The following is a 24,176-nucleotide window of genomic DNA, read 5'->3' as shown; positions in this document are numbered from 1 at the left end:
GGTTTACGATAGGGGTCATGTTCATGTTGACAAAATAAACTGTAACTGATAATCTTACAGTAAGAAGCGGGGTGCCGTTGACATGAACAGCGAATTTACGATTGCCGTCCACAGTCTGGTGTTTCTGGCCTATCTTCCGGAGCGGATGGCTTCCAGCGAGACTATAGCTGACAATGTGTGCACGCACGCGGCCCGGGTACGCAAGATCATGGGCTGTCTTCGACGCGCAGGCATTGTAGAGACGCGCGAAGGGACACGCGGCGGCTATCGGATGGTTGCAGCTCCGCAGACCGTTTCGCTTGGGGCGATCTACCGCGTGATGGCCGGCGGCTCGCTGACGCCGAGCTGGTGTTCGGGCAGCCCGGATATGGACTGTGTCGTCTCTTCCAACATGCAAGAGGTGATGCATAACATTTTCGGAGCCGCCGAGAAGCACCTGGAAGCGTACTTTGGTCAGATCACCATAGCCGACGTGCTGGCGCAGATCCACGAATGCCAGGATTGTTAGTTCTCTTTGGTCGTGCATTCGTTTCAAACGCGATGTGACGGGTTATCCCCTTAACATAACTTTAAGATTCACTGAGAGGATGATAATCATGACAGTAGCACTGACAAAAGACAATTTCGAGAGCAGCATCGAATCCGGCGTATCGGTCGTTGATTTCTGGGCACCATGGTGTGGACCTTGCAAAATGCAGCTGCCGATTGTTGAGGAGCTGTCCGCAGAAATGGAAGGCCAAGCGGTCATTGCTAAAGTTAATGTAGACGAAGAGCCCGAACTGGCTTCCAAATTCGGCGTTATGAGCATCCCGACGCTGATCCTGTTCAAGGATGGCCAACCTGTTGACAAAATGGTCGGCCTGCAAAGCAAGGATGCGCTGAAAAGCAAAATTCTTAGCCAAGCATAATCGGACACGACGATCACAAAAGCCTTCTCTTCCTTGCCGCCAGGCAAGAAGGGAAGGTCTTTTTGCCATTATGCGATACGCTCTGCGCCGTTCATTATTGGCGGGCCGATCGATATATATGCAATTTGGCATGTGTTGCGGTAATTTGCTGTGCCGTATGCTGTGCTGTGTGCTGTGTGCTGTGGGTTCCGTGGTATTCGTTGCACACGGCGCGCCTCGCTTTTTGGTTTTTATTGCCGTTATGTTATCGGGAATCGAAGCCTTGCAGCCGTATCCCCTTGGCTCAGAAAAAGTTGACACATGCTGACGCATGTGGTCGTCCGCACCCCGTCATGCTGCCGCAACCCGCTCGCCGGGATATGTGGAGGTATTCGCTCGCCGGGATATATGGGGGATGTGGAATATATACGAAGGGCTACAAGGGCCTGCGGGAATTGCGCGCGGAAATAAGCTGCTTCCAAGAAGGATTTTTCTGGAAGTCCGAAGACACTCAACTGGTGGCGATTCAGTAAACGGACATGCGCTCAAATCAAAGAAACGCTTGCCAACTTCTAAAGCGTATTGGGCTTGCTCGCCCGCTATGTGCTAAGGCAAATGGACAAAAGAGAGCGGAACGCATGGTTCTCAGGGGCGCAGGAATGATTAAAACGAAAACAATACTCATCTAAATAGGCTTGGAGATACTGGCGTTTTAGACCGCCATATGTTGCTCTCATCCATTGCCGGGCTTCTGCCATATACTGCATGACAGGCAATCGGCGGGCGTAATAAAAGCGCTCGGCTCCGCTGCTAAAGGCAGGGCGGGCTTGGACAACTTCGTCCGGGGCTGCTTGCTGAACGGCAGGGAACGAGAGTTTTGAAGCAGCGTATGAAACGTTGGAATAGTATGCAGGGATAGATCGGTTGAAAGATGAGGAATTGTGACAGTTTGTAGAATCAGAATTTGGGCATTCGGGAACAGGAGCGACATGTTGATCTTGAAAGGCATTGCGTCCGCGTGGCAGTAGCGTGCGACAACGAACATGTCTGGGTTCCACAAGTTTGATTTTCAATTGAAGCGGCGTTCCTTGTGTATCCATAGCCATAGCTGCGACGACAGGACGGCCCGGCTCAGTCGGGCGCATCGCCAAATGACCGGCTTCCTCGCAATAACTCAACCCGGCCTGCACCGGACCGGATAGTAGTTTGCGGGCATCCGCTGCCGAAAGGGCGTGGCGAATTTTATGCAGCATTAGCCAGGCAGTTTTATAAGTAATCGAAAGCACCTGCTGCAAATGTGTCGCCGTGATACCGCCGGGCTCGGAGGACAGGAGGTGGATGGCGGCGAGCCATTTGACAAGCGGCGTGCGGCTGCCGGCCAAGGCCGTCCCTGCGGTCAACGAAGTCTGATGCCGACATCGCTTGCATTGATAGAGGCCGCGGCCGGCAGAGCGTACGCTGTCCGCGCGAGCCGGAGCAGGGATGAAGTAGCAGCGATCATGCTCGCATACCGGGCAGCGAAAGCCTTCGGGCCATCTGCGCTCGAATAACAAACGTGTCGCCCCGCTCTCTCCTCCGATGTGTGTGGCGAAATGCGATAAAGAAAAAGCAGGTGCTGGAGAATCAACTGCCATCGTGCGGCCTCCTTTCAAAAATGGGAACAAACGTTCTATTCTTATAGTAATTAAAAAGTGGGAAAATGTAAAGAAATATTTGTCATGCCGTATGGATCTGAGCGAAGGGAATCTGAGCGTGGGAATTCGAATTGTTGGAAATCTGAGCGAAGGGGATATAGCTGCAAAGGAAGCGGGGGGGGGGGGGCCATACGCGGTTGACTCCAAGTGCAAGAGCCACGCCTGAAGCCAGCCCGGTGCAAGCTCAGAGCTCAGAGCTGATGCACGGAGCACAAGCGCAGAACACAAGCACAGAACACAAGCACAGAACACAAGCACAGAACACAAGCACGGAGCACAAGCGCAGAACACAAGCACATAGCACAGAGCTCCGAACAGAGCGTGCCTCACAAAAGAAGCATGCACGAGGCACGCATGAAACATGCACGAAACATGCACGAAACATGCACGAAGCACGCATGCTGCATGCATGAAGCAAGCATGAAGCATGCGCAGGGATATACGCTTATTGCGGCTAGAGCGGGATAATGGGTATAATGGCGGAAGGGAATCAGGAGAAAATAAGGAGCTGTGAACAACAATGCCTCTGTCTTGTGGAATCGTCGGTCTGCCGAATGTCGGCAAATCGACGTTGTTTAATGCCATTACCCAGGCCGGTGCGGAGTCGGCCAATTATCCGTTCTGCACAATTGACCCGAATGTCGGGATCGTGGAGGTGCCGGACGAACGGCTGGATAAGCTGACTGAGCTCGTCGTGCCGCAAAAAACGGTGCCGACGGCCTTTGAATTCATTGATATTGCCGGAATCGTCAAGGGCGCCAGCAAGGGCGAGGGACTCGGCAACAAATTCCTCGCGCATATCCGCGAGGTCGATGCGATCGTGCATGTCGTGCGCTGTTTTGAGGACGAGAATATTACCCATGTCTCCGGCGGCGTCGATCCGCTCAGCGATATCCAAACGATCAATCTGGAGCTCGTGCTGGCCGATCTGGACACGGTTGAACGGCGCATCGAGCGCAGCCGCAAAAATATGAAGGGCGGCGACAAAAAATACGCCCAGGAGATCGAGCTGCTTGAGCGCGTGAAGGAAGCCCTCTACGACGACAAGCCGGTCCGGAGTCTGGAGTTGACCGATGAGGAGCGGGCGATCCTGCGCGAGCTGCATCTGCTGACCATCAAGCCGATCCTGTATGCCGCGAATGTGAGCGAGCAGGAGGCGGCCGACCTGGACGGTAACCGGTATGTGCAGATTGTGCGCGAGTTCGCTGCGGCGGAGAATGCCGAGGTCGTGCCGATCAGCGCGCGCGTGGAGTCGGAGATTGCCGAGCTGGAGGGCGAAGACAAGGCGATGTTCCTCGAGGAGTTGGGGCTCCAGGAGTCTGGCCTTAACCGGCTCATTCGCGCCGCCTACAAGCTGCTCGGCCTATATACGTACTTTACGGCTGGCGTGCAGGAGGTGCGGGCCTGGACGATTCGCAAGGGCATGAAGGCGCCGCAGGCGGCCGGTGTCATTCATACCGATTTCGAGCGGGGCTTCATCCGGGCGGAGGTGGTCTCCTACGGCGACCTCGTGAGCGCGGGTTCGATGAACGGTGCGCGCGAGCGCGGCCAGCTGCGGCTGGAAGGCAAGGAATACGTCGTGCAGGATGGCGACGTCATGCATTTCCGCTTCAATGTGTAAAACATGAGAAGCAGGAGTCTGAATTAGGGGTGTATGAACGATGATGTTGGACCGATTGCAAGCGCTGGCCGACCGGTACGAAAAGCTGAGCGAGTTGCTCTGCGACCCGGATGTGGCCAGTGATACGAAGAAGCTGCGCGAGCTCTCCAAGGAGCAGTCCGACCTGCAAGAGCCGTACGACGCTTATATGGAATACAAGACGACGCTCGAGCAGCACGAGGACGCCAAGCAGATGCTCGGCGAAAAGCTCGACGACGAGATGCGCGAGATGGTGAAGCTCGAGCTCGAGGAGCTGGGCGCCAAGCTGGCTGAGCTGGAGGAGCGCGTGCGCGTCCTGCTGCTCCCCAAGGATCCCAACGATGACAAAAACGTCATTGTCGAAGTGCGCGGCGCTGCCGGCGGCGACGAAGCGGCGCTATTCGCGGCGGACTTGTACCGCATGTACACACGGTATGCCGACTCGCAGGGCTGGCGCGTCGAGATCATGGATGTCAATGAGAGCGATCTGGGCGGATACAAAGAAATCATTTTCATGATCAGCGGCAAGGGCGCTTACAGCAAAATGAAATACGAGAGCGGCGCGCATCGGGTGCAACGGATTCCGGTCACGGAGTCGGGCGGCCGCATCCACACGTCGACCTCCACCGTGGCGGTCATGCCCGAGGTCGAGGACGTCGAGATCGAGATTCTCGATAAGGATATCCGGGTCGATACGTTCTGCTCGAGCGGGGCGGGCGGCCAGTCGGTCAATACGACCAAGTCGGCGGTGCGGGTGACGCATATTCCGACGGGCATCATGGCCACCTGTCAGGACGGCAAGTCGCAGAACGACAACAAGGCCAAGGCGCTGCAGGTGCTGCGGGCGCGCATCTTCGATATCCACCGTCAGGAGGAAGAGGCGAAGTATGCGGGCGAGCGCAAGAGCAAGGTCGGGACGGGCGACCGCAGCGAGCGCATCCGCACGTACAACTTCCCGCAGAGCCGGGTGACCGATCACCGGATCGGGCTGACGCTGCACAAGCTCGACGCCGTCATGAACGGCGACATGGAGGAGATCGTCAATTCGCTCACCGTCGCCGAGCAGGCGGAGCTGCTGGAGAAGGAAAATCTGGCGTGATGGCTGACCGGGAAGAAAAGCGGCTGATCACGCCAACACGTGAAACGCACGAAACGCACGAAATGTGCGAAACGTGCGAAACGAGCGGCGAGCCGTCAAAAGTGGCGATTACGTTGCGCGAAGCCTGCTTGCAGGCTTCTTCGCAGTTGTCCGAGGCCGGTGTCGAGGAGCCGCGGGCGAATGCCGAGCTGTTGATGATGCATCTGCTTGGGCTGACCCGGGCACAGCTGCTGCGCGACGCAGGCGAACCGCTGCCCGCCGAACAAGCGCAGCGCTGGGCTGCGCTCGTGCGCCGCAGGGCGGCAGGGGAGCCGGTGCAGTATATCATCGGCGAGCAGTGGTTCTACGGACTGGAGCTGCACGTGACGCCGGCTGTGCTCATCCCGCGCCCGGAGACGGAGCTGCTCGTGGAGGCGGTGCTGGAGGAAGCGGATCGGCTATGGCCGTCTGGTTCGGGGAGCGGCGCAGGCGGCGTGGTTCGATCTGGCACAATGGAGCCCCCTGGCGCTGGTTCGCCTCCGGGCACTGTGTCGGGCTCCGGGACCGGAATGCGGCAACGCGGGCCGACGGGTGAGGCAGCCAAGGACCGCGGGTCGGCGCCGACGGCGGTCGATGTCGGCACAGGCAGCGGCGCCATTGCCGTCGCGCTGGCGACGCAGCGCCCTCAATGGGACCTCGTCGCAATCGATTTATCCGCCGACGCCTTGGACGTGGCCCGTGCCAATGCGGCTCATCACGAGTTGGCGGGCCGGATCGATTTTGTGCAGGGCGATCTGCTCGGCCCGCTACTCGGGGAATCGCCCCCGGTCGATATCGTCGTGTCGAATCCGCCGTATATCCCGGCGGGCGATCTGGCGACGCTGCAGCGCGAGGTGCGGGAGCACGAGCCCCGGCTGGCGCTTGACGGCGGTGCGGACGGACTCGATCCGTATCGCCGACTGGTCGGCCAGCTGCTGCAGCTCGCCGAGCTGCCGCGGCTAGTCGCGCTTGAGGTCGGCAAGGGGCAAGCCCGCGACGTGGCGCGCTTGCTGGAGGCCTGCACGGCGTGGAGCCGTCTGCGTATCGTGACCGATTATGCAGGCATCGAGCGTCACGTCATCGCGGTGCGCGAATAATGTCTATCATCTAGCAATCGACCACCACGGCATCTGGCACGGAATCTGACAAGGAATCTAGCACGCGCTCCTCTCATAGGTTTAAAGATTGCGAGGACGGACCATACTAGGGAACATAGACGTTCCGGAACGCAAGCTGACGCACCGACGGGTGCGGCCGAGAGGGGCTTGTGACGTATGGTTATCCGCAATCATTCCCGTTCTACTTCTTTTCGCCGTGTCGTGCTGTTGCTGGCTGTCGTGCTGTCCGTGGCCATCATGAGTTGGGAGAATCACCGCACCGACGCGGCAATCGTCGGCGGCTCCATTCCGGAGGAATCGATTCGCCTGCGCATCCTTGCGCATTCCGACGCACCGCAGGACCAAGCGGTGAAGCGCTATGTCCGCGATGCAATCGTGGCCGAGATGGAGCGATGGTCGGACGAGCCGCAGACGATCGAGGAGGCGCGCCGTACGCTGCGCGCCAAGCTGCCGGAGCTGGGACGCATCGTACGGACTGTGCTGGCGGATCGCGGCTTCGCCTACGGCTATCGTCTGGAGCTGGGTCAGGTCGACTTCCCGACCAAGATGTATGGGAGCGAGGTGTATCCGGCAGGCGAATACGAGGCCCTGCTGGTGACGCTCGGCGAGGGCTCAGGGCAGAACTGGTGGTGTGTGCTGTTTCCGCCGCTCTGCTTCATCGATGGCGTGACCGGCGAAGCTGCCGCGGCTCCGGCCGACCACGAGTCAGGAAGCGCCGATGCGGTGCCGGCGGCAGCTGCGGTCGGGGATGCGGGTGCGGGCGCTGCGACCGACGAAGAAGTGGAAGTGCGCTTTTTTCTCTGGGATGTGCTGCAGGCCATCGTCGATTTTGTGCGCAACTTGTTCTAGTATCGGGGTATTGGGGCTGAAGCAATGGAAGGAACGACGAAAATATGGCGGGATGCCGAGGCCGGAGTGGCCGAGGCCGGCGCGATGCTCGCGGCAGGCGGCATCGTCGCCTTCCCGACTGAGACGGTATACGGACTCGGCGCCGATGCGCGCAATCCAGTCGCTGTGGAGCGGGTGTTCGCGGCCAAGGGAAGACCTAGCGACAACCCGCTTATTGTGCATATTGCCGATCGGTCCGGGCTGGAGCAGTTGACCCTGCCTGCGCCGGCGACAGCTCTGCGGCTCATGGACCGGCACTGGCCGGGCCCGCTGACGCTGGTGCTGGCGGTCCGTCCGGGCGCCGTCGCCGCGCGCGTCACGGCCGGGCTGGACACCGTGGCGGTGCGGATGCCCGCCCACGGTCTCGCGCGGCGGCTAATCGCCGCTGCGGGCTGTCCGATCGCGGCGCCCAGCGCCAATCGCTCCGGGCGCCCGAGCCCGACGACGGCGGCGCATGTGCGCGAGGACCTGGACGGCCGGATCGACGGCCTGCTCGACGGCGGTCCGGCGGGCGTGGGCCTGGAGTCGACCGTCGTGCAGGTGGATGAGGGCGGGCGCATCCACATCCTGCGCCCGGGCGGCGTCACGTCGAGCGAACTGGCGGCCTGCGGGCCTCTGGCCGAGCCCGAGCCTGCAGGGTCCGCCGAGGACGAGACGGCGGCCGCTGCGCCGCGCTCGCCCGGGGTCAAGTACAAGCACTACGCGCCGAGCGGCGCGATGCGCCTAGTCGAGGGCGCGCCGGATGCGGTGCGGGCGCGCATCCAGCAGGAGGTCGACGAAGCGGCGCGGCGCGGCGCGCGCACCGGCGTGCTGGCCTTTGCCGAGCATGCGGCGCATTACCGCGCCGATCTCGTGCTGAGCTGCGGCTCGCTGTCGCGTCTGGAGGAGGCCGCGAGCGGTCTCTACGCCGCGCTGCGCGCATTCGACGCGCAGGGCGTCACGGCGATCTGGGCGGAGGCGGCTCCGCGCTCGGGCATCGGCGAAGCGCTGATGAATCGGCTGGAGAAGGCCTCCGGCCAGCCCCCGCTGCGCGTCTAGCGCAGCGTTGCCGCTCGGGCGGCATTTGGCCGATTGCGCTGAGCTGTCGCGGTCATCTTTGTCCACTTGTTCGCATATCATCAAGAGAGATGTGCGGACAAGGGGGAGATAGGATGATCGAAGCCCATCTGCTGGCCGGGCAGCTGGCCACGATCCTGATCATGGCCGTCGCGCTGGGCATGGATGCCTTCTCGCTGGGCATCGGGATCGGGCTCAAGGGTATCCGGCTGCGCGAGGTCGCCGGGCTCAGCTCACTGATCGGCGCGTTTCACGTGCTGATGCCGTTGCTGGGGATGTATGCCGGCCTTTATATGAGCGGGCTGCTCGGTCATGTCGCGACCTCTGCGGCCGGTGTGCTGCTGGTGCTGCTGGGCGCGCATATGATCTACAGCTCGCTGCGCGGCGAGAGCGAGACGGCGATGCGGCCGCGCACGATCTGGGGACTGCTGCTTTTTGCGCTGAGCGTGAGCGTGGATTCGTTCTCGGTCGGCATCTCGCTGGGCATGTTCGAGTTGGACGTCGTGCTGACGGTCTTGCTGTTCGGTCTGTTCGGAGGCTTGATGTCGACCATGGGGCTGATGCTCGGCAGGCGGGTCAGCCGCAATCTCGGCGGCTACGGCGAGGCCTGCGGCGGAGCGATACTGCTCGCGTTCGGCTTGTTGTTTTTATTGTGAGCCGATTGTGGTATCTTGTTAACAAAAGGCCATAGAGGAGGAGCTCGCGCTATGAAACGGATTCTGTTCGTGTGCACGGGCAACACGTGCCGTTCGCCGATGGCCGAGGCGCTGCTGCGCCAGCGGGCAGCTGCGGCGGGACTCGACCTGGACGTGCGCTCGGCCGGCGTCTCGACGCTGGACGGGCTCCCGATCTCGTCGCATGCCGCCGCGGTGCTGGGCGAGCGCGGCATCGCGCGCGAGGGCGCCTCGCGCGCGCTGGCGCTGGAGGCGATCGGCTGGGCCGATCTGATCCTGACGATGACGGCCAGTCACAAGCGGCATCTGCTGGAGCGCTATCCCGGGGCGCTGGACAAGGTTTACACGCTCAAGGAATACGTGGAGCAGGACGGGGCGGTGCTCGCCGATATCGCCGAGCTGGAGCGGCTGTATACGGAGCTGCATATGAAGCAGGCGCTGGGCGGGCAGCTGTCGGATGCGGAGCGGGCGCGCCTGATCGAGCTGGAGCGGCGAATTCCGAGCTTTGATGTCGGCGACCCGTTCGGTGGCTCGCTGGCGGAGTACAGGCGGACGGCGGACGAGCTCGAGCTGGCGCTGGACAAGCTGCTGCGCAAGCTGCGCGACGGGGATTGATTTTATTTTGGCATTCCGGTATGATGGAGACAGCATAGACGGATCCGATGTGACTGGCGACGATAGTGGGGAACCACGATGGAGCATCGGAACATACGGCCGGTCGCCTGGGCAAAGAGCAGCGTGTCTTGTACACGTTTTGCTCTTTTTTTCGTCTAGCGGGGCATGCGAACACCTGTGGTATACTAAGACCAGCGCGCGGCCGGCCCGTCCGGTCAGGCCGGCGCGTATTCGATGAGGAGGCTGGAACGTCATGAAAATCGCTATCGGAGCCGACCACGCCGGCTACAGACTGAAGGATGTGGTCGTGCCGTTCATTGAATCGCTCGGACACGAGGTCGAGGACTATGGCTGCGACTGCCCGGACTCGGTCGATTATCCCGACTATGCGCTGCCGGTCTGCACGCAGGTGATCGAGGGCAAAGCGGATCGCGGCATCCTGATCTGCGGCACCGGCATCGGCATGTCGATTGCCGCCAACAAGCTGCCGGGCATTCGCTGCGCACTGACGCATGATATGTTCTCCGCCCAAGCGACGCGCGAGCACAACGACACCAACGTGCTGGCCCTCGGCGAGCGCGTCATCGGCCCGGGCTTGGCTCAGGAGATCATTCGCATCTGGCTGGAGACGCCGTTCTCCGCCGGCGAGCGCCATATCGGCCGCATCGGCAAGGTGCAGGCGCTCGAGGCCCGCGGCGCCGCCCAGCGCTAGGGGGCGACGCAGATGGAGACGCGCGAATTGCTGGAGCAGGTGCGCGCCGGGGTCGAGACCGTGGTGCGCGAGCTCGCGCAAGCGGCGGCGCTCGGCCCGGGCAAGCTACTCGTCATCGGCGCGAGCACCAGCGAAGTGCTCGGCAGCCGGATCGGCACAGCCGGCACGCTGGAGGCGGCCCGCAGCATCTACGAGGGTGTGGAGTCGGCGCGGCGCGAGCGGGGCTTCCAGCCGGTGTATCAATGCTGCGAGCATCTCAACCGGGCGCTCGTGCTGCCGCGCGAGACGGCGGAGCGGCTCGGCCTGGAGGAGGTCGCCGCCGTGCCGATGCCGCGCGCGGGCGGCTCGATGGCGGCCTACGCCTATCGCCAGCTGGCAGACCCGTGCCTCGTCGAGGCGGTGCGGGCGCACGCGGGCATCGATATCGGCGATACCCTGATCGGCATGCATCTCAAGGCCGTTGCCGTACCCGTGCGGCCCTCGATCCGCGAGCTCGGCGCCGCGCACGTGACGATGGCGCTGACCCGGCCGCGGCTGATCGGCGGCGAGCGCGCCGTCTACCAGCGCACATAAGGATACTCTTAATTACCATGTCAGGAGGATGACGACCATGGAACAATTACGCAAGCAAGATCCCGAGCTGCTCAAGGCGATGGGCCTGGAGCTGCAGCGTCAGCGCGACAACATCGAGTTGATCGCGTCCGAGAATATCGTCAGCGAAGCGGTGCTGGAAGCGATGGGCTCGGTGCTGACGAACAAATACGCGGAGGGCTATCCGGGCAAGCGCTTCTACGGCGGCTGCGAGCATGTCGACGTCGTCGAGAACATCGCCCGCGACCGCGCCAAGGAGCTGTTCGGCGCCGAGCATGCCAACGTGCAGCCGCATTCCGGCGCGCAGGCCAACATGGCCGTCTACCTGGCCGTGCTCAAGCCTGGCGACACGGTGCTGGGCATGAATCTGGCGCACGGCGGTCACCTGACCCACGGCAGCCCGGTCAACGCCTCCGGCCTGCTGTACAACTTCGTCGCCTACGGCGTGGACGAAGAGTCGTTCACGATTGACTACGAAGAAGTGCGCAAGGCGGCCTTCAAGCATCGTCCCCGTCTGATCGTCGCCGGCGCAAGCGCCTATCCGCGCACGATCGACTTCGCGCGCATGGCGGCCATTGCCAACGACGTAGGCGCCTTGTTCATGGTCGACATGGCCCATATCGCCGGCCTCGTCGCAGCCGGCGAGCATCCGAGCCCGGTGCCGCACGCCCACTTCGTCACGACGACGACGCACAAGACGCTGCGCGGGCCGCGCGGCGGCTTGATCCTGTGCCGCCAGCCGTGGGCGGCCGCGATCGACAAGGCGGTATTCCCCGGCTCGCAGGGCGGTCCGCTGATGCACATCATCGCCGCCAAGGCCGTCGCGCTCGGCGAAGCGCTGCAGCCGGACTTCAAGACGTACGCGAAGCAAGTCGTCGCCAATGCGCGCACGCTGGCGGACGCGCTGATCGGCCACGGGCTGAATCTCGTCTCCGGCGGCACGGACAACCATCTCATGCTGATCGATACGCGCAGCGTCGGCATCACCGGCAAGGTCGCCGAGCATGTACTCGATCGGGTCGGCATCACGGCCAACAAGAACGCGATTCCGTTCGATCCGACCAGCCCGTTCGTCACGAGCGGCGTGCGCCTGGGCACGCCGGCGGCGACCTCGCGCGGCATGGACGAAGCGGCGATGGTCACGATCGCCGAGGTGATCGCCATGACGCTCAAGGCGCCGGAGGACGAAGCCGTGCTGCAGCAGGCCGAGGCCAAGGTGCGCGAGCTGACGGCGCGCTACCCGCTGTACCCGGAGCTGACGTACTAGGCGGCATATATTTATAAAGGGTTTGCTGAGCGTTTTCTCCTGCCGATAGCGGGAGAAGACGCTCTTTGTTATAATGGATAAGATTATGCGTCGGGACTGCGCGCGCGTGCGGCCGCAGCCTGCGAGGAGGACGAGGAATGGGCAACGTATTCGTATGCGAGCACCCCCTGATTCAGCACAAGCTGACCTATATCCGGGACAAGCAGACCAACACCAAGGACTTTCGCGAGCTGGTCGACGAGGTGGCGACGCTCATGGCGTACGAGCTGACGCGCGACGTGCCGCTGGAGACGGTGGAGGTGCAGACTCCGGTCGGTCCGGCCGAGGGGCGGCTGATCTCGGGGCGCATGCTCGGTCTGGTGCCGATCCTGCGCGCCGGCCTGGGCATGACGGACGGCATCCTCAAGCTGATTCCGGCCGCCAAGGTCGGACACATCGGCTTGTACCGCGATCCGGCGACGCTGCAGCCGGTGGAATATTATCTGAATCTCCCGACCGACGCGGCCTCGCGCATGCTGATCGTGATCGATCCGATGCTGGCGACCGGGGGCTCGGCCAATGCGGCGCTCGCCGCGCTCAAGCAGCGGGGGTGCAAGCAGCTCAAGCTGATGTGTCTGATCGCCGCGCCCGAGGGGATCGCCGCCGTGCAGCAGGCCCATCCGGAGGTCGACATTCACGTGGCGGCAGTCGACGAGCGCCTGAATGAGCACGGCTATATCGTGCCCGGCCTTGGCGATGCGGGAGACCGCATGTACGGTACGAATTAGGCAAGGGGAAGGAGCGAGCAGGTTTGACGAATGCAAACTTGAACAAACTAAAAGTAATGACCATATTCGGCACCCGTCCAGAGGCGGTCAAGATGGCGCCGCTTGTGCTCGAGCTGCAGAAGCATGCCGAGCATATCGAGTCCATGGTGTGCGTCACCGCGCAGCACCGACAGATTCTGGATCAGGTGCTGCAATTTTTCGGAATTGCCCCCGACTATGATCTCAATGTCATGAAAGAGAGGCAGACGCTGACGGAGACGACCGTGCGCGTGCTGGAAGGACTCGAGCCGGTGCTGAAGGAAGCGGCGCCGGACATCGTGCTCGTGCACGGCGATACGCAGACGACGTTCCTGGCCAGCTACGCCGCGTTCCTCCAGCAGATCCAGGTAGGCCACGTCGAAGCCGGCCTGCGCACCTGGAACAAGCTCTCGCCGTACCCGGAGGAGATGAACCGCCAGCTGGCGGGCGTGCTCAGCGACGTGCATTTCGCGCCGACGGCGCGCTCGGCGGACAACCTGCGCCAGGAGAACAAGCCGGAGCAGGCGATCTACGTGACCGGCAACACGGCCACGGACGTCTTCCAATATACGGTCCGTGACGACTTCGCGCACCCGGTCCTGCAATGGGCCGCTGGCCGCCGCCTCATCCTGATGACGGCGCATCGCCGCGAAGCGCTGGGCGAGCCGCATCGCAACATCTTTCGCGCGGTGAAGCGGATCGCCGACGAATTCGAGGACGTCGCCGTCGTCTATGCCGTACATCCGAATCCGGCCGTGCGCGAGCCGGCCAGCGCGATTCTGGGCGAGCATCCGCGCGTCAAGCTGATCGAGCCGCTAGATGTATTCGAATTCCATAATTTTTATCCGCACGCATACATGATTATGACCGATTCCGGCGGTCTGCAGGAGGAAGCGCCTTCGTTCGGCGTGCCGACGCTGGTGCTGCGGGACACGACGGAGCGGCCGGAGGGCATCGACGCGGGCACGCTGGAGCTCGTCGGGACGGACGAGGATACGGTGTACCGTCACGCGCAGCGGCTGCTTCGCGACGAGGAGGTCTATGCGAGCATGAGTCAGGCGGCCAATCCGTACGGCGATGGCCGCGCCTCGGAGCGGATCGTGCAGGCGATTTTGCATCATTTCGGGCGCAGCGGGACGCGTCCGGAGCCGTTCACACAACGTTCATAGTTTCGCTGCGGCGCCAGCTTGCACCGGGCCAACGCCAAAGAATACAGCGTACAGTAGTACTGTACGGTTTGGAAATGGCAAAAAACCAGATTTATCAAGGCTTTCGCGAAATCTGTTCACGAAACGTTTGAATTTATTTGAATTGACAAACCTCGTATTGCTCCGATAAAATATATGAGGATTGACAGGGGTATGAGCCATGAAATCAAAACGAAACGGCGAGCAACCTTGGCGCGCAGCCGGTTTGGTCGGTGTCATGGGCCTGGATATCGCAGTGTGCATGTGCCTTGGGTATTACCTGGGCGACTGGCTGGGTGATTCACGTGGCTGGGTTGTCTTCGGATTGCTTTTCGGTTTGTTTGTCGGAATCTTCTCCTGCATTATGTTGATTAAAAAGATTGTGGAGGATACCGATGGATGACCTCGTGAGGCGTGCGATGCGATCGACCTTATGGCTTGCGACGGTTTGCATCGTCCTCTGGATTTTCGTGCCGCAAGGCAAGCCCGTCGCGGCCGGTATTGTGCTCGGACTCGTTGCCAGCATCGTCAACGCTTTTATTTTGCGCAGGCGAGTCGAAGCGCTGGGAAGCGTCATCCATACGGGCCGGCGCAAGCCGCTTGGATTGGGCGTAGGTGCACGAATTGCGATGGTACTATTCGTCGCATTGATTGGACTGCGCTACCCGGATCGGTTCAGTCTGCCGGCGGTGCTGATCTCCAGTTTTTATGTGCAGTTCGCGATTTATGTAACCGCATTTTTTAACCAGTTTCAAAATACCGACCGAAAGGGGTGAAATGACTGCATGCATATTTTCCCGATCCTCGAAATCGGAGGGCTGGAATTCGATTTGTCTTCCATTCTCGGCATTCTGGTGTCCTGTATCATCTGCTTTGTGCTTGCCCGTTTGGCAGTGCGTAATTTGTCAGTAGACAAACCATCCAAATTGCAAAATTTTATGGAATGGGCACTGGAATTCGTGCATAATACAGTGGCCGGGACGATGCCGATCAAGCATGCGCGCAAATACATTGCGCTCGGGGCAACGATCATTTTCTTTATCTTTGTTTCAAACTTGCTCGGCCTGCCGTTTGGCGTGGTGTTCGATGCGCATGAAGAGCTCAAGCTAATCGGGTATACAATTATTTCGGAAGGGACACTTGCCGAACACGGCGGACATGCCCACATCGCATTTTGGAAATCCCCGACCGCGGATCTTTCGGTAACTGCGGGACTGGCCCTGATCGTGTTTGTATTGATCCATTACTTGGGGATCAAAAATAACACGAAACATTATTTCAAGCATTACATCGAGCCATTTCCGATCTTTTTGCCGCTAAACCTGATGAAAGTTGTATCAAAACCGCTCACGCTGGCGCTCCGGCTCTATGCCAATATTTTTGCTGGTGAGGTGCTCATTGCAACCATCCTTATGTTGGGCTGGATCGGTATCCCGATGCTCGCGGTGTGGCAAGGTTTCAGTATCTTTGTCGGTGCGATTCAGGCCTTCCTGTTCACAGTTTTGACGATGGTCTACATTGCCGAGTCTACTGTGCATGAGGAACATTAACCTTTGCTTCTCCCCGATAAACCGCATCGGCGAAACGTCGGCGGCCCGGGATTTGGAATAACAGCTCTAGGCATTACCCAATACACCATCCTTAAGGAGGATATTCTCAATGGAATTTTTGGCAGCAGCACTTGTAATTGGTTTGGGCGCAATCGGCGCCGGTGTCGGTAACGGTATGATCGTCAGCAAAACGGTTGAAGGGATTGCGCGTCAACCTGAAGCTAGAGGTCAATTGCAAGCCACTATGTTTATCGGCGTTGGTATCGTCGAAGTCGTGCCGATCATCGGCGTTGTCCTCGGCTTCCTGATTTACTTTGCTTAATCGACACAATTAAACGCTTCATCCGAAGGGCGGGGATGGCCTATGCCTCCACGCCTTCGTCATGATTGGCAAGTTTTACGTGAGGAAACCAACTGCAGAAAGGAGTGCCAGCATTGGAATTTGTATGGACATCGACAGTCATTGCAATCATTGCGTTCGCCCTGTTGTACTGGCTGCTTGAGAAATACGCATTCGGGCCGCTGTTCGGCGTAATGGAAAAGCGCCGCGAGCTGGTGCAGGAGCAGATCGCTTCCGCCGAGAACAGCCGCGAAGAAGCCGCACGGCACCTCGAAGAGCAAAAACAGGCGCTGCAGGAAGCGCGCAAGGAAGCCTACGCGATCATCGAACAGGCGAAGTCGACGAGCGTCAAGCAAGCCGACGACATCATCGCGACCGCCAAATCCGAAGCCGGCCGTCTGAAGGAAGAAGCCGTCAAGGATATCGAAACGGAAAAGAACAAAGCGGTCCTCTCGCTGCGCAGTGAGGTCAGCGGCTTGTCCGTGAAGATCGCCTCGAAAATCATCGAAAAGCAAGTGGACGAAAAAGAGCAAAAGCAACTGGTTGACCAGTACCTGAAAGAGGTAGGAGGCAAGCCATGAGCCGCTCAAGCGTCATAGCCGGACGATACGGCAGAGCGCTGTTCGAAGCGGCGCAGGCGCACGGCATCGTATCCGAGGCCGAGGAGCAGCTGCGCGTGTCGGCCGAAGCGCTGCAGGGCGACGCGCTGATTGCCAAATTCCTGGATTCGCCCAACGTGGCGGACGACCGCAAGATCGAGCTGATTCGTCAAGCGCTAACCGGAAAAGTGGCGGACGTCGTGCTGAATACGGTCGACATGCTCATTCGCCGCGGGCGTATCGGCGAACTGAACGGCGTCTACGAAGCATACAGCAAGGCGGCGGGGGAAGCGCTGGGCCGGGCCGATGCGGTCGTGTACAGTGCGATCGAGCTGTCCGAAGCCGAGCTGACCGACATCGCGGCCAGGTTCGGCACATTGATCGGCAAGCAGATCCGGGCGCGCCAGATCGTGCAGCCGGAGCTGCTAGGCGGCATCCGCGTGCGGATCGGCAATCGGCTGTATGACGGCTCTCTGGCAGGCAAGCTGGGCCGGATGGAGCAAGCGTTGAAATCAAAAGCACTGTAGATAGGGGTGAGCGAATTGAGTATCAGACCTGATGAAATCAGCACGCTGATTAAACAACAGATCGAACAATATAAATCCGAGATCGAGGTAGTCGACGTCGGCACCGTCATCAATGTCGGCGACGGCATCGCGCGCATCCACGGCCTGGACAACGTCATGGCCGGCGAATTGCTGGAATTCGCGGGCGGTGTAGTCGGCATGGCCCAGAATCTGGAGGAGAACAACGTCGGCGCAATCATCCTCGGACCGTACACCGACATTCGCGAGGGCGACCAGGTCAAGCGGACCGGCCGCATCATGGAAGTGCCGGTCGGCGAAGCGCTGCTCGGCCGCGTCGTCAATGCGCTCGGCCAGCCGCTCGACGGCAAGGGCCCGATCGAGACGACTCACGCGCGCCCGATCGAATCGCCGGCTCCCGGCGTCATCGAGCGTAAATCCGTCCATGAGCCGATGCAGACCGGCATCAAGGCGATCGACGCGATGGTGCCGATTGGCCGCGGCCAGCGCGAGCTGATCATCGGCGACCGCCAGACCGGTAAAACGTCAATCGCGATCGACGCCATCATCAACCAAAAAGGCAACGGCATGAAGTGTATCTACGTCGCGATCGGCCAGAAGCAATCGACGGTCGCCAACGTCGTCGAGACGCTGCGCAAGCATGGCGCGCTCGACTACACGATCGTCGTCACCGCCTCGGCCTCCGAGCCGTCGCCGATGCTCTATCTCGCTCCGTACGCAGGCTGCGCAATGGGCGAGTACTTCATGTACAAGGGCGAGCACGTCCTGGTCGTCTACGACGATCTGTCCAAGCAAGCCGCGGCCTACCGCGAGCTGTCGCTGCTGCTGCGCCGCCCGCCGGGCCGCGAAGCCTATCCCGGCGACGTCTTCTACCTGCATTCCCGCCTGCTGGAGCGCGCAGCGAAGCTGAGCGACGAGCTGGGCGGCGGCTCGCTGACGGCGCTGCCGTTCATCGAGACGCAGGCTTCCGACGTATCGGCCTACATCCCGACCAACGTCATCTCGATTACCGACGGTCAGATCTTCCTGGAGTCCGACCTGTTCAACTCCGGTCAGCGTCCGGCGGTCAACGTCGGCATCTCGGTCTCCCGGGTCGGCGGCTCCGCGCAGATCAAGGCGATGAAGAGCGTCGCCGGCACGCTGCGTCTGGACCTCGCTTCCTATCGCGAGCTGGCGGCATTCGCGCAGTTCGGCTCCGATCTGGACAAGTCGACGCTCGCTCGTCTCAACCGCGGCGCGCGTACGATGGAGATCCTCAAGCAGGGCGTCAACCAGCCGATGCCGGTCGAACAGCAGGTCATCAGCATCTACGCCGCGGTCAAAGGGCATCTCGACGACATTCCGGTTGGCGATATTCTTCGTTTCGAAAAAGAATTCCTCGCCTATCTGGATTCCAACGAGCCCCAAATCCCGGCTTCGATCCGCGAAGCGAAGCAAATCACCGCGGACAACGATAAAGCGCTCGTGGATGCGATCAACAAGTTCAAGCGCAGCTTTGCCGTAACGGCTTAAGATAAGGATAGCGCCGCGCGCGCATCCCACACCAGGCCTCGGAGCGCAGCCGCGCTCCGGGCAATAAAGGCGGGTGAAAAAATTGGCCACCAACATGCGCGATATCAAGCGCGAAATCAAGAGCAAGCAAAATATGAAGCAAATCACGAAGGCGATGGAGATGGTCGCCGCCTCGCGTCTCAGACGCGCGCAGGAGGCCGCCCAAGCGGCTCGTCCTTACGCGGAGAAAATGCAGGAGGTCGTATTCAGCATCGCTTCGGGTACGAAGGACGTGCGTCATCCGATGCTGCAAAAGCGTCCGATTCGCAAAACCGGCTACCTCGTGATTACGTCGGACCGCGGTCTCGCGGGCGGCTACAATGCCAACATATTGCGCAAGCTGTCGCAGACGATCCAGGCCCGGCACAAGTCGAGCGACGAGTATGCCTTGTTCGTCATCGGCCGCAAGGGGCGCGATTACTTCCGCCGCCGCGAAATGCCGGTCGTCGAGCAAGTAATCGGACTGCCGGACTCGCCGTCATTCGCCGATATCAAGTCGGTCGCTTACACCGCGGTCAAAATGTTCGAGGAGGCGGCCTACGACGAGCTATACCTGTACTACAACGAGTTCGTCAATCCGCTGACGCAGATTCCGACCGAAAAGCGGCTGCTGCCGCTCGAATCGGACGAAGCGGGCGAATCCGCCTCGGAAAATGCAAGCTACGAATACGAGCCTTCCGCCCAGGGCGTGCTGGACGCGCTGCTGCCGAAATATGCGGAGACGCTCATCTATAGCGCGCTGCTCGACGGCAAGGCGAGCGAATTCGGCGCACGGATGACGGCAATGGGCAACGCCACGAAAAATGCGACGAAGCTCATCAACGAGCTCTCGCTCACGTACAACCGGGCGCGTCAGGCGGCCATCACGCAGGAAATCTCCGAGATCGTCGCGGGCGCCAACGCGCAGGCGTAACGGATCGGACGTAATAGCCAGAACCAACCGATTGTCACAGGAGGGAAAACTATGAATAAAGGACGCATTGTATCCGTCATGGGTCCGGTCGTCGACGTAGCGTTCGAACGCGGGCAGCTGCCCGAGATCCTGAACGCGCTCAAGGTCGACCAGAAGGGCGAGGGCGGCGGCAAGGATGTCCAACTGACCCTGGAAGTCGCCGTGCATCTCGGCGACAATCTGGTACGTGCCGTCGCGATGAGCTCGACCGACGGCCTCGTACGCGGCACGGACGTGCTCGACACGGGTGCGCCGATCACGGTCCCGGTCGGAGCGCCGACGCTCGGCCGGATCTTCAACGTATTGGGCGAGACGATCGACAATGCCGGAGAAGCCAAGTCCGACATCAATAAACCGATCCACCGCGCGGCGCCGACATTCGATGAGCTGTCGACGCAAGCGGAAATTCTCGAGACCGGCATCAAGGTCATCGACCTGCTCGCGCCGTATGCCAAAGGCGGGAAAATCGGTCTGTTTGGCGGCGCGGGCGTCGGCAAAACGGTAACCATTCAGGAACTGATCAACAATATCGCGCAGGAGCACGGCGGCATCTCGGTATTCGCGGGCGTCGGCGAGCGTACGCGCGAAGGCAACGACTTGTATTATGAGATGAAGGATGCGGGCGTATTGCCCAAAACGGCGATGGTCTTCGGCCAGATGAACGAGCCGCCGGGCGCGCGCCAGCGCGTCGCCTTGACGGGTCTGACGATGGCGGAATACTTCCGCGATGAAGAAGGCAAGGACGTTCTGCTCTTCATCGACAACATCTTCCGCTTCACCCAGGCGGGCTCGGAAGTATCGGCGCTGCTCGGCCGGATGCCTTCCGCGGTTGGTTATCAGCCGACGCTGGCGACGGAGATGGGTCAGCTGCAGGAGCGGATCACCTCGACCAAAAAAGGCTCGGTTACGTCGATCCAGGCGATCTACGTCCCTGCCGATGACTATACCGACCCGGCTCCGGCGACGACGTTTGCCCATTTGGACGCAACGACGAACCTGGAGCGTAAAATCTCCGAGATGGGCATCTTCCCGGCGGTCGATCCGCTGGCGTCGTCCTCGCGGATCCTCTCGCCCGATGTCGTCGGCCAAGAGCATTACGACGTAGCCCAGGGCGTGAAGCAAATCCTGCAGCGCTACAGAGAATTGCAGGACATCATCGCCATTCTCGGGATGGATGAGCTGTCCGAGGAAGACAAGCTGATCGTCTCGCGCGCGCGCAAAATTCAACGCTTCCTGTCGCAGCCGTTCCACGTCGCCGAAGCGTTCACCGGCACGCCGGGGACGTACGTATCGGTCAGCGATACGGTACGCAGCTTCAAAGAAATCCTCGACGGCAAGCACGACGAGCTGCCGGAATCGGCATTCATGTACGTCGGTACAATTGAAGAGGCCGTGGAAAAAGCCAAATCGCTGTAAAGCGGGGCAGGAGGATCGCGCATGAGCACGTTTTTACTTGAAATCGTAACCCCTGAGCGGATCGTATACGCCGAGCAAGTGGATATGGTCAGCGTCAAGGGTGTGGAAGGCGAGCTGGGCATCCTGCCGGGGCACATCCCGATGGTGACGCCGCTGCAGATCGCGCCGGTCACGATCAAGCGCGGCAGCCAGCACGAACTGGTCGCGGTCAATGGCGGCTTCATCGAGGTGCGTAAGGATAAGGTTGTCATCCTGGCGGAAAGTGCCGAGCTGCCGATCGACATCGATGTCGATCGTGCGCAGGCAGCCAAGCAGCGTGCGGAGCAACGCCTGCAGACCAAACGCAACGAGATTGATCATCACCGTGCACAGCTTGCGCTGCAGCGCGCGCTCAACCGGTTGGATACGCGCCAGCGTTAGCCTGCGGCTAAGAAGAATAGACCGAGGCATTGACCTGGGGCAAAATGCCCGGAACGAGGACGTTCCGGGCATTTTTTCGTGCGTATTGGCGTGTTTTCTCGTCCAGAAGCGCACTTCTCTAGCCCTCTGGTCTTGATTCCTCCGGTTCAGCTTTTCCAATTCATTTAGTGAAAAAGATTCAAATACACGGCGAAATATGTTATATTAGCTTACACAGAGAGATTGTTAAATTTAACAAGGAGTGGGGGATGTCCCATGTTCGATTGGCTGGGCTTCAAAAAAGGTTTGCCCCTTTGGTGGTCCTATCGGCTGAATGCGCAGCTGAAAACGGACGTACAGGATGTCTTTGAAGGCATCGCGGATACGCGCAAAAATCTGCTGCATTCGTGGACGACCGAATATTGGCGCCATCTGGAGCGGCTAAGCGCGCAACTGAACGGATTGAAGCAGGGCGCGTCGCTGCTTGAGGGCCAGAACGAACGCATGTGGGAATCGATGATCCCGGCTGTCTACATGCGAGCGGCTGATTTTTCCGAAATTTTTTTGCTGGACGAGCACGGCACCGTGGTGTACTCGACGTATGCCAAGCACATCCATCGATCATACGGCAGCGGCAGTATCCTCGAGGGCGGTCTGAGCTATACCCGGAAAAAGCCGGGGGACAAGTGTCTGTTCGGACCGTACGGTGATCCGCTCACGCTGGAAATCGGGCCGCGGACTTCCTCGTTCCACGATAAAATGACCTTGCTCTTCATCGAACCGATTGTCGAAAACGGGGAATGGAAAGGTGCGCTGTGCGGCCGCGTGCCCAACGATGTCATCGGCGACCTCATCCAGCGCGAGTCGGGTCACGTCTATCCGGACTCGGGCGACAACTATATTTTCATGGCCAAGCCGGGGCTGAATACGCAGATTCCGCCAGGCATGGCGCTTTCCAGAAGCCGCTTCGAGGATCGCACCTTTACGCATGGCGAGAATCTCAAGGACGGCGTCACCACGGATTGGGGCACGGTCGGCATCAAGGAGCATACCGAGCTCGAGATTATGTTCACCGACCCCGCCACCGGACAGCTCCATCCCGGCGTGGCCAATACGATCCGCAACGGCAGCAACCTGTTCGTCGAATTCCCCGGCTACTCCGATTATCGGCATATTCCGGTTATTGGCAAGGGGGTGACGTTCCAACTGCCGCATTGTCCCGATCTGTGGGGCATGATGTGCGAAGGAGATCTGGAGGAGGTCTACCGGATACGGGGCATCGGCTGGCGTCATCTGCGGCTGAATCTGGCGCTCATGCTGGTGCAAGCGGTGCTGGCGGCCGCGCTGGTCTACTTCGTGGCGGCGCAGGCCTCGCCTGTGATCACCGGCATTGTCGCCGGCGTGTTCTCGCTGGGATTCGGCCTGCTCGCAGCAGGCGTGCTGCACAAGCGCTCGACGACCCGCGTGGTCGGCCACCTGCACAACATCAATCGCTTCATTCGGATCAACGCCGAAGGCAAGGGCGATCTGACCCAGCGGCTCAAGACATCTGAATTCGACAATGACGAGACGCGCGAGCTCGCCAAGTGGATCAACAACATGATTGACTCGCTCGAAGGCATCATGCTCCAGGTCAAGCTCGCCGCCGGCGATGTACTGAACAGCCAGCAAATGCTGAACAAATCGGCAGGGGCTACGGTAGGCTCGACCGAGCGGGTGAACGCCAAGATCAAGGACATGATTCGCAGCATCCTGCATCAGCTCAAGGATATTGATAATGCCAAGGACGTCGCTTCGCAGATGCGCGAAACGTTGCGCATGCTGGAGGAAAAAGCGGCCGATCAAATCGAGGTCGCGCAGGGCGAGGTCATGCGCATCGGCGATAAAATGCAGCACATCTCGCTCAAGGTGGAGGAAACGAACGCCACGATCCGCGAATTCATGGACACGACGCAGGAAATTCGCAATGTGCTGGCGGTGATCGGCGAAATCTCCGCGCAGACGAATCTGCTGGCGCTCAACGCTTCGATCGAAGCGGCGCGCGTCGGCGAGCACGGCAGGGGCTTCGCTGTCGTCGCCTCCGAAATTCGCAAGCTGGCCGACTTGACCCGCAAGTCGACGGAGGAAGTCCATGAAATCGTTGAAAACATTTACGACAATGCCCGCAAGGCGTTCCAGTCGATGGAGGAAGGCACGCAGGTCGTCGAAGAGGGCAACGTGCTGGTGGCGGCGGCCTCGGAAATTCTGAACAGCGCCAAGGAAGAAGACTCGCGCAAAACGCGCGTTGTCGACGAGGTCGTGCTGCTGATGGAAAAAATCGCCGGCGTCAGCCTGGACAACCGCTCGGTCTCTACCGAAGTCGAAGGGAAGGTGCAGGAGCTGCTGCGGGATATGATGGGCGTGCGCCATACGTCCAACCATGTCGAGGCCATCACCGCCTTCCTGCAGCAGCTCGTTGGCCAGTTCCAGCTGACAGAGGCTCGCCGCAGATAAGCTCGAGCTTCCGGTTGCCATGCATACTTTGGATGAGCGCTCCACAAGCTAAGGCAGGCTGTTTAAACCCTGGGCCGTCCGGGTAAAAAACACTACAGCAA

The 24,176-nt window shown here is 60.4% G+C and carries 26 protein-coding genes and 1 riboswitch; of the genes, 25 read left to right on the top strand and 1 reads right to left on the bottom strand.

Translation table 11 applies throughout. The features are described from left to right. The first annotated feature begins 82 nt into the window (after nt 1–82). The gene (locus tag IDH44_RS11970; RefSeq protein ID WP_190917934.1) at nt 83–508 is read left to right on the top strand and encodes an RrF2 family transcriptional regulator; all 426 of its coding nucleotides are present in this window, start codon (nt 83–85) and stop codon (nt 506–508) included. Nucleotides 509–596: 88 nt separating this feature from the next. Next, entirely contained in the window at nt 597–908 is a 312-nt protein-coding gene (gene trxA, locus IDH44_RS11965) for a thioredoxin (RefSeq protein ID WP_190917932.1), read from the top strand. Nucleotides 909–1,486: 578 nt separating this feature from the next. On the opposite strand, the gene IDH44_RS11960 is transcribed toward trxA, so the two are convergent. Then, complete coding sequence (locus IDH44_RS11960; RefSeq protein ID WP_190917930.1) at nt 1,487–2,521, bottom strand: transposase; 1,035 nt, start codon at nt 2,519–2,521, stop codon at nt 1,487–1,489. A gap of 580 nt (nt 2,522–3,101) precedes the next feature. Here IDH44_RS11960 and ychF point away from each other — a divergent pair. From ychF to IDH44_RS11845, 23 genes are all read left to right on the top strand, one after another. Further along, entirely contained in the window at nt 3,102–4,202 is a 1,101-nt protein-coding gene (gene ychF / locus IDH44_RS11955) for a redox-regulated ATPase YchF (RefSeq protein ID WP_190917928.1), read from the top strand. A 43-nt stretch (nt 4,203–4,245) separates the two neighbouring features. Continuing rightward, a complete protein-coding gene (gene prfA, locus IDH44_RS11950; protein ID WP_190917991.1) occupies nt 4,246–5,319 on the top strand; it encodes a peptide chain release factor 1 in 1,074 nt (357 codons plus the stop codon). Nucleotides 5,320–5,426: 107 nt separating this feature from the next. Next, entirely contained in the window at nt 5,427–6,434 is a 1,008-nt protein-coding gene (locus IDH44_RS11945) for a N5-glutamine methyltransferase family protein (protein ID WP_397326767.1), read from the top strand. A gap of 177 nt (nt 6,435–6,611) precedes the next feature. Beyond that, on the top strand, nt 6,612–7,304 hold the full coding sequence (gene spoIIR, locus IDH44_RS11940; RefSeq protein ID WP_190917924.1) for a stage II sporulation protein R: 693 nt from the start codon (nt 6,612–6,614) through the stop codon (nt 7,302–7,304). Nucleotides 7,305–7,328: 24 nt separating this feature from the next. After that, nucleotides 7,329–8,381, top strand: coding sequence for an L-threonylcarbamoyladenylate synthase (locus tag IDH44_RS11935; RefSeq protein WP_190917922.1), 1,053 nt, complete (start codon nt 7,329–7,331; stop codon nt 8,379–8,381). Nucleotides 8,382–8,494: 113 nt separating this feature from the next. After that, nucleotides 8,495–9,055, top strand: a complete 561-nt coding sequence (locus IDH44_RS11930) for a manganese efflux pump MntP (protein WP_190917920.1) — start codon at nt 8,495–8,497, stop codon at nt 9,053–9,055. 51 nt (nt 9,056–9,106) lie between these two features. After that, complete coding sequence (locus IDH44_RS11925; RefSeq protein WP_190917919.1) at nt 9,107–9,688, top strand: low molecular weight protein arginine phosphatase; 582 nt, start codon at nt 9,107–9,109, stop codon at nt 9,686–9,688. Between the two features lie 39 nt (nt 9,689–9,727). After that, nucleotides 9,728–9,808, top strand: a riboswitch (ZMP/ZTP riboswitch). Between the two features lie 133 nt (nt 9,809–9,941). Further along, on the top strand, nt 9,942–10,400 hold the full coding sequence (rpiB, locus tag IDH44_RS11920) for a ribose 5-phosphate isomerase B (RefSeq protein ID WP_190917917.1): 459 nt from the start codon (nt 9,942–9,944) through the stop codon (nt 10,398–10,400). Nucleotides 10,401–10,412: 12 nt separating this feature from the next. Beyond that, nucleotides 10,413–10,973, top strand: a complete 561-nt coding sequence (locus IDH44_RS11915) for a TIGR01440 family protein (RefSeq protein WP_190917916.1) — start codon at nt 10,413–10,415, stop codon at nt 10,971–10,973. 37 nt (nt 10,974–11,010) lie between these two features. Next, the gene (locus IDH44_RS11910) at nt 11,011–12,258 is read left to right on the top strand and encodes a serine hydroxymethyltransferase (protein ID WP_190917914.1); all 1,248 of its coding nucleotides are present in this window, start codon (nt 11,011–11,013) and stop codon (nt 12,256–12,258) included. Between the two features lie 137 nt (nt 12,259–12,395). Then, on the top strand, nt 12,396–13,025 hold the full coding sequence (gene upp, locus IDH44_RS11905) for a uracil phosphoribosyltransferase (RefSeq protein ID WP_190917912.1): 630 nt from the start codon (nt 12,396–12,398) through the stop codon (nt 13,023–13,025). A 38-nt stretch (nt 13,026–13,063) separates the two neighbouring features. After that, nucleotides 13,064–14,212, top strand: a complete 1,149-nt coding sequence (gene wecB, locus IDH44_RS11900) for a non-hydrolyzing UDP-N-acetylglucosamine 2-epimerase (protein ID WP_317890166.1) — start codon at nt 13,064–13,066, stop codon at nt 14,210–14,212. A 199-nt stretch (nt 14,213–14,411) separates the two neighbouring features. Further along, the gene (locus IDH44_RS11895; RefSeq protein WP_190917910.1) at nt 14,412–14,633 is read left to right on the top strand and encodes an AtpZ/AtpI family protein; all 222 of its coding nucleotides are present in this window, start codon (nt 14,412–14,414) and stop codon (nt 14,631–14,633) included. 16 nt (nt 14,634–14,649) lie between these two features. Beyond that, complete coding sequence (locus tag IDH44_RS11890) at nt 14,650–15,006, top strand: ATP synthase subunit I (protein ID WP_190917908.1); 357 nt, start codon at nt 14,650–14,652, stop codon at nt 15,004–15,006. A 9-nt stretch (nt 15,007–15,015) separates the two neighbouring features. Then, nucleotides 15,016–15,780 (top strand): F0F1 ATP synthase subunit A, encoded by a 765-nt coding sequence (atpB, locus tag IDH44_RS11885; protein ID WP_190917906.1) that lies wholly within the window; start codon nt 15,016–15,018, stop codon nt 15,778–15,780. 109 nt (nt 15,781–15,889) lie between these two features. Then, on the top strand, nt 15,890–16,102 hold the full coding sequence (gene atpE, locus IDH44_RS11880; protein ID WP_190917904.1) for a F0F1 ATP synthase subunit C: 213 nt from the start codon (nt 15,890–15,892) through the stop codon (nt 16,100–16,102). 113 nt (nt 16,103–16,215) lie between these two features. Continuing rightward, on the top strand, nt 16,216–16,701 hold the full coding sequence (gene atpF, locus IDH44_RS11875; protein ID WP_190917902.1) for a F0F1 ATP synthase subunit B: 486 nt from the start codon (nt 16,216–16,218) through the stop codon (nt 16,699–16,701). After that, nucleotides 16,698–17,246, top strand: coding sequence for an ATP synthase F1 subunit delta (atpH, locus tag IDH44_RS11870; protein WP_190917900.1), 549 nt, complete (start codon nt 16,698–16,700; stop codon nt 17,244–17,246). Before atpF ends, atpH begins: the two co-directional genes overlap by 4 nt. A gap of 15 nt (nt 17,247–17,261) precedes the next feature. Beyond that, nucleotides 17,262–18,776: a F0F1 ATP synthase subunit alpha gene (gene atpA, locus IDH44_RS11865; protein ID WP_190917898.1), complete on the top strand. Its 1,515-nt coding sequence runs from the start codon at nt 17,262–17,264 to the stop codon at nt 18,774–18,776. Between the two features lie 82 nt (nt 18,777–18,858). Beyond that, nucleotides 18,859–19,728, top strand: a complete 870-nt coding sequence (gene atpG / locus IDH44_RS11860) for an ATP synthase F1 subunit gamma (protein WP_317890164.1) — start codon at nt 18,859–18,861, stop codon at nt 19,726–19,728. 51 nt (nt 19,729–19,779) lie between these two features. After that, the gene (gene atpD, locus IDH44_RS11855) at nt 19,780–21,183 is read left to right on the top strand and encodes a F0F1 ATP synthase subunit beta (RefSeq protein WP_190917896.1); all 1,404 of its coding nucleotides are present in this window, start codon (nt 19,780–19,782) and stop codon (nt 21,181–21,183) included. A 21-nt stretch (nt 21,184–21,204) separates the two neighbouring features. Next, nucleotides 21,205–21,603: a F0F1 ATP synthase subunit epsilon gene (locus tag IDH44_RS11850; protein WP_190917893.1), complete on the top strand. Its 399-nt coding sequence runs from the start codon at nt 21,205–21,207 to the stop codon at nt 21,601–21,603. Nucleotides 21,604–21,858: 255 nt separating this feature from the next. Beyond that, nucleotides 21,859–24,075: a methyl-accepting chemotaxis protein gene (locus IDH44_RS11845; protein ID WP_190917891.1), complete on the top strand. Its 2,217-nt coding sequence runs from the start codon at nt 21,859–21,861 to the stop codon at nt 24,073–24,075. Nucleotides 24,076–24,176: the final 101 nt, after the last annotated feature.

Origin of the sequence: Paenibacillus sabuli, assembly GCF_014705605.1 — a bacterium.
GTDB lineage: Bacteria > Bacillota > Bacilli > Paenibacillales > Paenibacillaceae > Paenibacillus_D > Paenibacillus_D sabuli.
This window is presented reverse-complemented; position numbering and strand designations above follow the sequence as displayed.